Annotated in this window: 9 protein-coding genes; 8 read left to right on the plus strand and 1 reads right to left on the minus strand. The window is 59.6% G+C overall.

Going from position 1 to position 12,614, the window contains the following annotated elements:
- Nucleotides 1-85 precede the first annotated feature (85 nt).
- The 8 genes from ACUN0E_RS06565 (at nucleotide 86) to ACUN0E_RS06600 (ending at nucleotide 9,745) form a co-directional block, all read left to right on the plus strand.
- Complete coding sequence (locus ACUN0E_RS06565; RefSeq protein ID WP_408239080.1) at nucleotides 86-1,183, plus strand: ABC transporter ATP-binding protein; 1,098 nt, start codon at nucleotides 86-88, stop codon at nucleotides 1,181-1,183.
- Nucleotides 1,184-1,305: 122 nt separating this feature from the next.
- Nucleotides 1,306-2,355, plus strand: coding sequence for an ABC transporter substrate-binding protein (locus ACUN0E_RS06570; protein WP_408239083.1), 1,050 nt, complete (start codon nucleotides 1,306-1,308; stop codon nucleotides 2,353-2,355).
- A 219-nt stretch (nucleotides 2,356-2,574) separates the two neighbouring features.
- Nucleotides 2,575-3,843, plus strand: coding sequence for an ABC transporter permease (locus ACUN0E_RS06575; RefSeq protein WP_408389789.1), 1,269 nt, complete (start codon nucleotides 2,575-2,577; stop codon nucleotides 3,841-3,843).
- Nucleotides 3,844-3,867: 24 nt separating this feature from the next.
- Nucleotides 3,868-4,707, plus strand: a complete 840-nt coding sequence (locus tag ACUN0E_RS06580; protein ID WP_445566028.1) for an ABC transporter permease — start codon at nucleotides 3,868-3,870, stop codon at nucleotides 4,705-4,707.
- A 147-nt stretch (nucleotides 4,708-4,854) separates the two neighbouring features.
- The gene (locus tag ACUN0E_RS06585) at nucleotides 4,855-5,916 is read left to right on the plus strand and encodes an OmpA family protein (RefSeq protein ID WP_445566029.1); all 1,062 of its coding nucleotides are present in this window, start codon (nucleotides 4,855-4,857) and stop codon (nucleotides 5,914-5,916) included.
- 308 nt (nucleotides 5,917-6,224) lie between these two features.
- A complete protein-coding gene (locus ACUN0E_RS06590) occupies nucleotides 6,225-6,860 on the plus strand; it encodes a response regulator (protein WP_445566030.1) in 636 nt (211 codons plus the stop codon).
- A gap of 159 nt (nucleotides 6,861-7,019) precedes the next feature.
- Nucleotides 7,020-8,588, plus strand: a complete 1,569-nt coding sequence (locus ACUN0E_RS06595) for a sensor histidine kinase (protein ID WP_445566031.1) — start codon at nucleotides 7,020-7,022, stop codon at nucleotides 8,586-8,588.
- Complete coding sequence (locus ACUN0E_RS06600; protein WP_445566032.1) at nucleotides 8,585-9,745, plus strand: hypothetical protein; 1,161 nt, start codon at nucleotides 8,585-8,587, stop codon at nucleotides 9,743-9,745. Before ACUN0E_RS06595 ends, ACUN0E_RS06600 begins: the two co-directional genes overlap by 4 nt.
- A 131-nt stretch (nucleotides 9,746-9,876) precedes the next feature.
- Here the strand turns inward: ACUN0E_RS06600 and acnA are convergent, their stop codons facing one another.
- Complete coding sequence (gene acnA, locus ACUN0E_RS06605) at nucleotides 9,877-12,594, minus strand: aconitate hydratase AcnA (RefSeq protein ID WP_445566033.1); 2,718 nt, start codon at nucleotides 12,592-12,594, stop codon at nucleotides 9,877-9,879.
- Nucleotides 12,595-12,614: the final 20 nt, after the last annotated feature.

Below are 12,614 nucleotides of genomic sequence, written 5' to 3' on the forward strand. Positions count from 1 at the left end.
GTAAGGGACTATAGTGAGCCACGCAATTAATGCAATCCCGCTGTTTTGCAGGGGGAGCCAGCCGGACCGCAGAGGAGACCTGGGCATGAAAACCGATGACGTGATCGTCAGCTTTCGAGGTGTACGCAAGACGTACGACGGCGAAACGCTGGTCGTCAAGCAACTCGATCTGGATATCTATCAGGGCGAATTTCTGACACTGCTCGGACCTTCGGGATCAGGGAAAACCACGTGTCTGATGATGCTGGCGGGTTTTGAATTTCCCACCGGCGGCGAGATCTGGCTCGATGGCACGCTGCTCAATACCGTGCCGCCGCACAAGCGCAACATCGGCATGGTCTTTCAGAACTACGCACTGTTTCCGCATTTGACGGTTGAGCAGAACGTCGCGTATCCGCTCACCGTGCGCAAACTCTCTGCCGAGGAACGCGCGCATCGCACCCATAACGCACTGAAGATGGTGCGCATGGAGAGCTTCGCGAAGCGTTATCCGGCGCAGCTTTCCGGTGGCCAGCAGCAACGCATTGCGCTCGCGCGGGCGCTGGTGTTCGAACCGAAGCTCGTGCTGATGGACGAGCCGCTCGGCGCACTCGACAAGCAGTTGCGCGAACACATGCAGTACGAACTTAAATCATTGCACGAGAAGCTCGGCGTGACGTTTGTGTACGTCACGCATGATCAGGGTGAAGCGCTGACCATGTCCGACCGTGTCGCCGTGTTCGATAAAGGCATCGTGCAGCAACTCGATACCGTGGATCGTCTTTATGAATCGCCGTGCAACGAGTTCGTCGCGAACTTCATCGGCGACAGCAACAAGCTGCGCGGGACGATCGCGAACGTCGACGGTGAGTACTGCGAGTTTCATCTGATCGACGGCACACGACTCACAGGACGCAATATCGGCGGCGCGCGGGCGGGTACGCCGGCGGTCGCCTGTATTCGGCCCGAGCGCATGAAGCTTGCCAACGGTGTGTCACGGCCAGGCGCCAATGCATTAAGCGGCGAAGCGCGCGGGCTGATCTATTTCGGCGACCACGTGCGCATGCGCTGCGGCCTGCCGGAACAGGACGAGTGTTTCGTCAAGGTGCCGCTCGGCACCGATGTACTCGCCACCTTTGCGCCTGGCGCGCCGATCGCGCTGGAGTTCGCACCCGAACATCTGCGGGTGTTTGCTGGGGCGTGAGGTCGTGTGAGGCGTGAGTCGTAGGTCGTTCGACGCAGGAAAAAAGCAGTTCACGTAAGCAGCACATAACAAGTCGCACTGTACTTAGCTTGAAGCACACCACCAAAGGAGAGCAACACACCATGAGCAAGATCGGGAAATCGCGCTGCGCCATCGCTGTCGGTGCTGTGGCGCTCGCGTTGGGCGCGGCGCAGGTCAATGCAGCGGAACTGACGGTCGTTAATTTTGGCGGCGCGAATGGCGACGCGCAGAAAGTCGCATTCAACCAGCCTTTCGAATCGCAAACCAGCAATAAGGTGACTGCCGTCGAATACAACGGTGAGCAAGCCAAAATAAAGGCGATGGTCGAAGCGAAGCATGTGAATTGGGACGTGGTGGAAGTCGAATCGGGCGACATTGGCCGCGGCTGTGACGAAGGACTATTCGAGAAGCTCGACTGGTCGAAAATCGGCAAGAAGTCGGATCTGATTCCCGAAGCACCGCAAACCTGCGGCGTGGGCTTTTTCGTGTGGTCGACGGCACTTGCCTATAACGCCGACAAACTCAAAACCGCGCCGACTGGCTGGGCCGATTTCTGGGACGTGAAAAAATTCCCGGGCAAGCGCGCCATGCGCAAGGGCGCGCGCTACAACCTCGAATTCGCGCTGATGGCCGATGGCGTCCCGCCGAAGGACGTCTACAAGGTGCTCGCCACCAAGGAAGGTCAGGACCGCGCATTCAAGAAACTCGACGAACTGAAGCCGAATATCCAGTGGTGGGAAGCGGGTGCGCAGCCGCCGCAATTCCTCGTCGCGGGTGACGTGGTGATGTCTACTGCGTACAACGGCCGTATCGATGCCGCGCAGAGGGAAGGCAAGAACCTCAAGGTCGTGTGGAACGGCAGCATTTACGACCTCGATTATTGGGCGATTCCGAAGGGCACGCCGAACAAGGCGTTGGCCGAGAAGTACATCGCCTATTCGCTTTCGTCGAAACCGCAGCAGGACTACGCACATAACATCGCGTACGGCCCGGTGAACGTGGCGGCGATCAAGGCGCTCGATCCGAAGACGCTTGCTAATCTGCCGAATTCGCCGGCCAATGGTAAGAATGCGGTGCTGCAGAATCTCACGTTTTGGACCGACCATGGCGATGAGTTGGAGCAACGTTTTTCGTCGTGGGCTTCGAAGTAATTAGCCGGGTGTGAGAAGGCGCGGCTTTCCTGTTAGTAAAGCCGCGCTTTAGCGATGAAATGAAACGCCAGCGCACGGGTTCGCGACGTGTGCGAACAGCTGGGTGCATGGGACCGGAGTAAGCGCTAAAGCGCTAACTCCGGATCGACCGCGTTGCATGGGACCGGAGTAAGCGCTGAAGCGCTAACTCCGGATCGACAGGGGATGGGTGTGAATACGATGTCGATCGCCGCTGATTCGACGCCTGAGTCGAGTGTTAAGCTCAAGCGGGAACTGAAGGCCGCGGAAGCGAAGAAGCGCGCAATGGCGCTGTTGCTGATTGCGCCGCTCGCGATTTTTTTGCTGCTGATTTTCGTCGTGCCGATTGGCGCGCTATTGACGCGCGCCGCGCAGAATCCGGAGGTGGTCAATGCGCTGCCGCATACGCTGAGTGCGTTGAGCGGCTGGGATCGCAAGACGCCGCCCCCCGACGCCGCGTATGCTGCGTTGGCTGTCGATCTGACCGCGGTTGCAGATAGCGACGGTATGGGTGCATTGGCGCGTCGGTTGAATGTGGAGATTCCCGGCTATCGCTCGCTGGTCGCGAAGTCGGCGCGCGCCATGCCGTTCGTCGACGACAACAGCAAGCCGCTGACGCTGACCCCCGCACAAATGCATGCCAAGTTCGTCGAGCTCGACGAGCGCTGGAACGATATCGCTTATTGGCAAGCGATTGCCAAGAACTCCGGCGCCTATTCACCGTTCTATCTGCTAGCATCTTTAGACCATAAGCAGGACGCTTTCGGTCACATCAGGGAGACCGATCCCGACCAACAGATTTATCTGCACGTGTTTAGCCGCACGTTCGTGATCGGCGCCGCCGTGACGTTCTTTGCTCTGCTGCTCGGCTACCCGCTCGCTTACTGGATCTCGACGCTGTCCGATCGTCGCGCGAATCTGGTGATGATTCTGGTGCTGATTCCGTTCTGGACTTCGATCCTCGTGCGCGTCGCCGCGTGGATCGTGATTCTGCAAAGCGAGGGGTTGGTGAATAAAGCGTTGATCGCCAGTGGTTTGTTGCACGATCCGTTGTCGCTGCTGTTTAACCGCACCGGCGTGTATATCTCGATGACGCACATTCTGCTGCCGTTCATGATTCTGCCGCTCTACAGCGTAATGAAATCGATCCCGCCGACTTATCAACGCGCGGCCATTTCGCTCGGCAGTCATCCGTTCGCTGCGTTCTGGCGCGTATATGTGCCGCAGACGTATCCGGGCATCGGTGCCGGCGCACTGCTGGTGTTCATTCTGGCAATCGGCTACTACATCACGCCGGCGCTGCTCGGTGGACCGAACGATCAAATGGTCAGCTATTACGTCGCGTACTTCACGAACGTGACGATCAATTGGGGCATGGCGTGTGCACTCGGCGGTTTGCTGCTCGCCGCGACGCTCGTGCTGTATGTCATCTACGGACGCTTTACGCGTTCGTCGCTGAGCCTCGGCTGATCGCCTGAACGGAGCTTACTCGCGATGAAACTTGCCAAGCCCTTGTTTGCGCCGCATACGTCTTTGGTTGAGCGTGTGTGGTATTTCGCGCTGCGTGCGCTTGCAGTGCTGACGCTGCTGTATCTGATTCTGCCGGTGCTGGCGATCGTGCCGTTGTCATTTTCGTCGAGCACGTTTCTGGTCTATCCGATTCCAGGCTGGTCGCTGCGCTGGTATCAGAACCTGATTATGTCCGACGAATGGCGCATGGCGGCGAAGAACAGCTTTATCGTGGCGCCTTCTGCCACGGTCGTCGCAACCGTACTCGGCACACTGGCTGCAATCGGCCTGACCAAAGCGAACTTCCGCGGCAAAGCGCTGCTGATGGCGATCCTGATTTCGCCGATGATCGTGCCGGTGGTGGTGGTCGGCGTCGGCATGTATCTGTTCTTTGCGCCACTTGGACTGGCCAATACTTATATCGGGCTGATTCTCGCGCATGCGTCGCTAGGTGTGCCGTTTGTCGTGACGACGGTGGCGGCGACGCTGCAAGGCTTCAACTACAACCTGGTGCGTGCCAGTTTGTCGCTGGGCGCAAATCCGGTGAAGACGTTTTTCCGCATCACGTTGCCGGTGATTGCACCGGGCGTGATTTCGGGCGCCCTGTTCGCGTTCGCAACATCGTTCGATGAAGTGGTGGTGACGCTGTTCCTGGCAGGAGCGGATCAGACCACGCTGCCGCGGCAGATGTTCACCGGGATTCGCGAGAACATCAGCCCGACAATTGCCGCGCTTGCGACGATTCTGATTGTGTTTTCCACGTGCCTGTTGCTGGCGCTGGAGTGGTTGCGGGGGCGGAATGCGGCTCGGGCAGTCCGCAATTAAGTCTGAGCCATATGACATCTGTTATGCGGCGTGAATCCTTGCGCCGCAACTTTCCCACATGTTTCTAAGAATCTTCCCATTCCCCACCTCTCTGCGTCTCTTCATACTGAGCCCTCTTAAATAAGATGCGCTCGACGCAGAAAATCAATGAAATTTCAGCTAACGATGCTAGTGTGTGCGCTGGCCTTGTCAGGCTGCGCGGACCACGCCGCGCGTGATCGACTCGGTATTGAAGATGCCACCGTGTTGAAAACTGGCGTCGTTGCCTCGCAGGACGAAGCTGCAGGTGCGGCTAACGGACAATGGGTCAGCACCTACGCTCCGATTGTCAGCAGCCGCATGGCGCTGGCATCGTTGCAGCAGCGGCTCAATCAAGTGCCGGGCGAAAAGAACGGCTATTTTCAGGCAAAGGCGCAGTGCTGGATCGATGCCGGCCTGCAGGCGCGGCAGGGTAACGATCACTGGGGTTTCGTTGAGGAAGCGATCGGTCAGGCTGCAACGATTACGATCGGTCTCGAAAATGGCACGCCGTTATCTGCAGCTAACCCGGCTCTGCGTACGGTGTCGACCGTGCGTCCTGATCTCTGGAAGATCGTCAATACCATCAAGAGCGATCCCGCCATTGCCGAATGTCCTGAGGCGCAACGGCCTCTCGCCTGTGCCGAAGTCGAACTGATGCATGCCGGGCATGACGCATGGATGCGAAGTTTCTCCACGGCTGAAAAGCGTTTGCCGGAAATCCTGGGCAACTTGAGGGTGTCGGCGGAAACGGCGTTGCAATGCAAGCAGACGAAGCAGGCGCCGGCACCGGTAGCCGTGGCGCAGGTGCCTAAAAAAATAACGCTACGAGCCGATTCCCTGTTCCGCTTCGACGGCGGGAATGAGGCCGCGATCCTGCCGTCCGGCAAGCAACGTCTCGATGACGTGGTGACTGGTCTGAAGAAGGTTCCCGCAATACGCGAACTTAAGATTGTCGGCTACGCCGACCGCCTCGGTAGCGACGCCCACAACCAGAGTCTGTCTGTGCAGCGCGCGCAAACGGTAAAGCAGTATCTGCGCACTCACGGCGTGACATTGCCGATAATTGCGCAGGGTCAAGGCAGTGCGAATCAGGTGGTCAACTGTGAGCAAACGAAGCGCGATGAACTGGTGCAGTGTCTTGCGCCGAATCGCCGCGTCGAGATTGAGTTTGTGGCCGCTGCTTCATAGCGTGCCCATGTGTCAAGAATGACCGTAAGTATTGATGGATGCCAACGTCGTGCAGCCGATCAATATTTCGACTCGCACGCGTGGCATCCCCGGCTCGCTACGAGCTCCATATTCTTAATTCCCAGCAATCCCCTGCAATAGGGCGGGGGCGCTGTCGCGCGCGAATCGGGTGGAAAATACTTGCTGACACCTGCTTTCTTGTATGGAGGGCGGATCATGGGTTCTGCATCGATCGACAGAATATTTTGGGGCTTACCGATGGTAAGCATCAGCGTGGCAAGGGGATGATTTCATAAGGAATACAATATATGTCTACTATTCTCGTTGTCGACGACCATCCCGCGTTTCGGTTGGTCATCAAGATGCAGCTCATGCAATTGCTCGGCATTGAAGAGGTGATCGAAGCTGACAACGGACAAATCGCTGTCGAAATGGCCCGACAATACACGCCGAAACTTGCAATCCTCGATCTGGATATTCCTCGCATAAGCGGGCTCGACGTGATTCCGCGTCTCAAGCTCGCCCATCCTGCGATGCGCGTGCTAGTGCTGTCCGGGCAGGACCCGGCTACCTTCGCGCCGCGGGCGATGCGTTCGGGCGTGCACGGTTTCGTCGCCAAGTCGCAGGAGATGAAGGAAATCATGCGCGGCGTTGAGGCAGTGCTGGCCGGCTATACGGTATTTCCTGTGACGGCCAGCGGTACCGGTATCGCGCCGTGCGCTAACGCGGTAAATGAAGAAGACAGACTCAAGCTGTTGTCCGATAAGGAACTCGTGATTCTGCAGATGCTCTCGAAAGGCATGTCGAACAAGGCAATCGGCGACGCGCTTTTTATGAGCGACAAAACAGTGAGTACGTACAAGAGCCGCATCCAGGAAAAGCTTGGTTTGTCTTCTTTGGCAGCGCTGATCGAGTTTGCTTCGTTGCATCGGCTGATCGACTGAGTTTTGCGGGCTATGAATAAAATGGGCATGCCTGGTTCTTTAGCGGGCGCGCACCGTCGTGCGTCGCGTGTTTCTCACTCTTTCTCTCGCAAAGCGGGGCTCACTTCGATCCGTTTCGCGACGGTGTTGGGCTGTCTGTTTGCATTTGCACTGCTATGCATGCTCTCGATACGTGCCAATGCGGCGTCGTTAGTCGACAGTACGCCGCGCGCGCTGCAAGTGGACGATTCGCCTGCGGCTGCTGCGCTGGCCGCACGCGATGCAGCGGGACAACTCGGGCAGCCCGTCCGTGATCCTGATTCGCGCGACAATACCGCCGCCAGTGCGTCCCTCAAGCTTGCTTCAACTGATAGCCACAAATCCGCGGGCCAACTGGTAACGGCCGCGCAGGATGGCGCGATCGAGCAGCAAACGTGGTTAGTGGCCCTCGCGGCTCCGGCAGTCGTTGCGCTGGCTGGCGCGTGCCTGTCTCGTGCTGCGCTGAGGCGCGCTGCGGAGAAACTGCACCAGGCGGAAGACACATGGACACGCCGGTGCGACGCGGCCGAAGCTCGTGAGCAGGCCGCGCGCGTAGCGGCATCCACTCAGGTGAGTGCCGCTGCGAGGCAGGAGCGGCTCTGGCTGCTCGGCGCGATGCGCCTTTACGCGGAAGCTCCGTTGACCGCAGTAGCGGGTCTGCTTGAATCGTTCGAAACGGCGGCCATGCCGTCGGCTCAACGCGTGCAGATGGTCGTGATTCAATCCGCAGTGCGCACGTGGACCCAAACGCTTAACGACCTGCTGGACGTTTCGCCGCTGGAGTCGCGTGCCTTTGTTCTCGACGAGAGCGCGACGAATCTGCGCGAGCTCATCGGCGGCATTGCTGCGCTGTTGTCTCCGTCTGCGGTTCAGCGTGGCTTGCACTTGAGCTCGAGCGTTGATCAAACGGTCGCGGAGCGGATTCTCGTCGACAGCGGTCGACTCGGTCAGATGTTCTTCCATCTGCTCAATCGCACGATTCAACTCAATACGAACGGTGAGATTGCACTCGTCGTGCGAGCGGAGCCGCTGAACGCTGGCTCGCAGCAAATTTTTATGAACGTGACGCACGCCGGTGAAGAACCCTCCGAGGTCGCTCAGCTGCAACTTTTTGGGCCGAACCCTGACGAATCGCTCCTGGGCGAGCGATTCGGCGATGCTGACGCTTGCTTGCCGCTCTGCCAGATACTCGCGAAGCGTATGCAAGGTGAGCTTTCCGTTGCAAGCGACTCACATTCCGTCACGCGCGCGAGCTTTAATGCGCCGTTCACCGTGGAGCAATGGGAGCCGCTCGCAGAACCTGCTCGCAATGCACAGGCACTTCTGCCAGGCATTGCCGCGCAGCAGGAAGCTTCCGCAAGTGCCCAATCTGAACCTTTCGAACGCCGCTATCTCGACGCGCTGTCTGACGAGGGTATCGATCTCCACACGTTTCTCGGCGGCTGGCGGCGTTCGATGGACGCCGATCTGGAACGCATGAGCGGGTTAACTCATCTCGGCGACATCGCCGGGTTGCGCTCGTTGCTGCACAGACTTAGCGGAGCCGTAGGTCTTGTCGGCGCGCAAAGTTTGATGGAAGCGCTGCGACGCGCCAGCCTGGCCCAACCCGGACCTGAACCGGGCGTCATCGAGGCGCTTGCGAAGCGCGCCCACGCGTTGATGAATCAACTCGACAAGGCGATCGACCTACCTCGGAGCAACCTGCAATGACTCGACCGCTAGCCTTGATCGAAGGCGATCTGACGATTCCGTTGCCGCGACCGTTTGACGGCTTGCCGCCGCCGTTCGGTTCGCGCCATCGTGTGCTGCGCCAGGCGGTGCAGCACGCCGTTAGCGGAATTGCCAAGCGGCCACAAGCCAGCATGTTTCCGCCAGGCGTGAAGCACGTGCTGTTCTACAAGGCGCCGCCGCAACGCGTAGACACCCGCAGCTTCGACGCCGCCGTGGCGGAAGCAAATCGCTATCTGCAAATGGACACGGCTCGTCCTCGTTCGGCGCGCTCCGATCATCTACTGGCTGGAGCTATCTTCGCTGGCTGTACCATCGCGCTGACATGGCTGCTGGTCACGTGCTCGATGAAGGACGCGGAGAAGGCGAAGAAGCCGTCTGTCACGCCGGTGGTTGCAGCCTGGCAAGCAGAGATTGCGGGCGGGAAGGCGGCGGCCCCAACCGTCGCCGCAGCAGCGAGCGCGGCGCCGGCGACGTCGGTGAACGCCGACGCGCCAGCGAAGGCTCAGTCCGCACACGTAGCGGCGGCAGAGTCTGCTGGCGCGCCCACGCAAGTCGCCCAAACCGTGCCGTTGCCGCCAACTGCACCCAAGCAAGACGCGCAGGCTAAACCGGTGTCTCCTGTTGTATCGGCGCGGGCTACGCAAGTGGTGTCTGTATCGCCTGTTGTGCCAGCGCAGGCTATGCAAGTCGTGTCCGCATCGCCTGCCGTCCCGAAGCAGGACACTCAGGCCGCATCTCCGCCGTACGTTGCGACGAAGCAAGTTGCGCGAGCGTCTTCCATCGTGCCGAAGCAGACCGTGCAGATCACGTCCCGCAACGACAGCACCGCAACCCCTACGGAAAAGACCGTGAAGCGGGTCAAGGTGGCGCGTCTGTCCGAAGCCCACGTCAACGAACGCATGGCCTTGAGTCGTGCCACCAGGCCGGCCTCGACTCCCGCAGCGTCGAAGCAGCCCGAGTGGACCGCTGGCGTAACACATAACGACGTTTCGACAGACGACGCGTCGTGGATGAACTGGGCTGCCCAGCAACATCGTCCGGCCCCGACCATGCGTGCGAGCGTGCCGTCCGACACCAACTGGAATGCCCGCATGACCCAACGCAGGATCACCGACAACCCGGACGCATTCAAGTAACAACAGGAGCGAGCGGGGCAAATAAAAAAAGCCCGGCCAAAGCCGGGCTTCTAAAATCGGCTGCGTCCTCCACAGGACGCAGCCCCTGCAAAACAGCGCTGACGCAGTTACAGCACGCGTAAGCGAATACCTTAAGCAGCCAGCAGCGAACGCAGCACGAACGGCAGAATCCCGCCGTGCTTGTAGTAGTCCACTTCGATCGGCGTATCGATACGCAGCAGCACCTGCACGCGCTTCTCCTTACCGTCCTTGCCGTGAATCACCAGTGTCACTTCCTGTTGCGGCTTGAAGTCGTTGCCCAGGCCTTCAACATCGAACGTTTCTTCGCCGGTAATACCGAGCGATTGCACGCTGTCCGAGCCCTTGAACTGCAGCGGCAACACGCCCATGCCGACCAGGTTCGAACGGTGAATCCGCTCGAAGCTGCGTGCGACCACAGCCTTCACGCCCAGCAGTTGCGTACCCTTCGCAGCCCAGTCACGCGACGAGCCCGTGCCGTACTCTTCACCGGCAAACACCACGGTCGGCGTGCCCGCGTCGATGTACTTCATTGCTGCGTCATAGATCGACTCTTGTTCGCCACTCGGCTGGTGAATCGTCAAACCGCCTTCAACGCGCGAGCCGTCTGCTTTCACCGGGATCATCAGATTCTTGATCCGGACGTTCGCGAACGTGCCGCGCATCATCACGTCGTGGTTGCCGCGGCGCGAGCCGTAGCTGTTGAAGTCAGCCTTCTGCACGCCGTTTGCCTTCAGCCACTTGCCTGCCGGCGAGTCTTCCTTGATCGAACCAGCCGGGCTGATGTGGTCGGTCGTGACCGAGTCACCGAAGATGCCCAGTGCGCGTGCGCCCTTGACCGGAGCGATGCTGTCGGCCGGCGTCATCGAGAAGTCCTTGCCGAAGAACGGCGGCTCAGCGATGTAGGTCGACTTCGGCCAGTCGTAGACTTGACCTTCTTCGCCTTCGATCTTGCTCCACAGGTCGCCCTTCTTGGTCAGCGCCGAGTAGTTCTTGCGGAACGCATCTGCGTCCAGCGCAAACTTGAGCAGTGCGTCGACTTCTTCGCTGGTCGGCCAGATGTCGCCCAGGTAGATGTCCTTGCCGCCCTTGCCCTTGCCGACCGGTTCGGTCATCAGGTCGCGCGTGATGTTGCCGGCGATCGCGTAAGCGACAACCAGCGGCGGCGAGGCCAGGAAGTTCGCCCGGATGTTCGGGTGAATCCGCGCTTCGAAGTTACGGTTGCCCGACAGAACCGCTGCCGCGACGATGTCGTTCTTCGTGATCGCTTCGTTCAGTTCCGGTGTCAGATCGCCCGCGTTACCGATACAGGTCGTGCAACCGTAAGCGGCCAGCGTGAAACCGAGCTTGTCGAGGTACTTCATCAAGTCGGTCTTCGTCAGGTATTCCGTGACGATGCGCGATCCCGGAGCCAGCGAGGTCTTGATGTGCGGAGCGACCGTCAGGCCGGCTTCCACAGCCTTCTTCGCCAGCAAGCCAGCAGCCAACAAGACGCTCGGGTTCGACGTGTTCGTGCACGACGTGATGGCGGCGATCAGGATGTCGCCGTTCTTCACGTCGACGCCGTTGCTCGTCGTGTATTGCGCGTCGAGGTCTTCCGACTTCTTCGCGAAGCCGTTTTCTGCCACCGGCTTCGAGAACAGGTCGCTGAAGGTCGACTTCACATGACCGATTTCGATACGGTCTTGCGGGCGCTTCGGACCCGCCAGCGACGGCGTCACCGTGCCGAGATCCAGCGTGACGACCTTGGTGTAGTCGATCTGGCCAGCCTTCGGAATACCGAACAGACCCTGCGCCTTGAAGTAGTTTTCGAAGGCGGAGATTTCTGCGTCGGTGCGGCCCGTGCCCTTGAAGTAGTCGATGGTTTTTTCGTCGACCGGGAAGAAGCCCATGGTTGCGCCGTATTCCGGCGCCATGTTGCCGATGGTTGCGCGGTCCGGCAGGGACAGCGACTTCGTGCCTTCGCCAAAGAACTCGACGAACTTGCCGACAACCTTTTCCTTGCGCAGCAGTTCGGTAACGGTCAGGACCAGGTCGGTCGCCGTCAGGCCTTCGCGCAACTTGCCCTTCAGTTCGACGCCCACCACGTCCGGCGTCAGGAAGTACACCGGCTGGCCGAGCATGCCGGCTTCAGCTTCAATACCGCCCACGCCCCAGCCCACCACGCCGATGCCGTTGATCATCGTGGTGTGGCTGTCAGTGCCGACCAGCGAATCCGGGTAGTAGACCGTGTCTGCGCCTTCGGCCTTCTTGTGCACGCCGCGTGCGAGGTATTCCAGGTTCACCTGGTGAACGATACCGACGCCCGGCGGCACGACCTTGAACGTGTCGAATGCCTGCATGCCCCACTTCATGAACTGATAGCGCTCGTTGTTGCGCTGGAATTCCAGTTTCATGTTCAGGTCGAGCGCGTTCTTTTCGCGGAAGTGATCGATCTGCACCGAGTGATCGACCACCAGATCGACCGGGACCAGCGGTTCGATCGACTTCGGATCCTTGCCCATGTGTTTCGCGACACCGCGCATTGCAGCGATGTCGGCGAGCAGCGGCACGCCGGTAAAATCTTGCAGCACGACGCGCGACACGACGAACGGGATTTCGTCGACGCGTGCTGCGGTCGGCTTCCAGTTCGCGAGTTGCGTGATGTGTTCGTCGGCGATCTTCTTGCCGTCGTAGTTACGCAGCACCGATTCCAGCACGATACGGATCGATACCGGCAGGCGGTCGATCTTGATGTTCAGTGCCTTGCCGAGTTGCGGCAGGGAGTAGAACTTGCCTTTGCCGGAACCGCTGTCGAATTCCTTGAGCGTTTTGTGGAGGTTGTGGGCCATGGTGTTTTCCTTGGTTTGAT

The sequence above is a fragment of the Paraburkholderia sp. D1E genome, assembly GCF_052682275.1.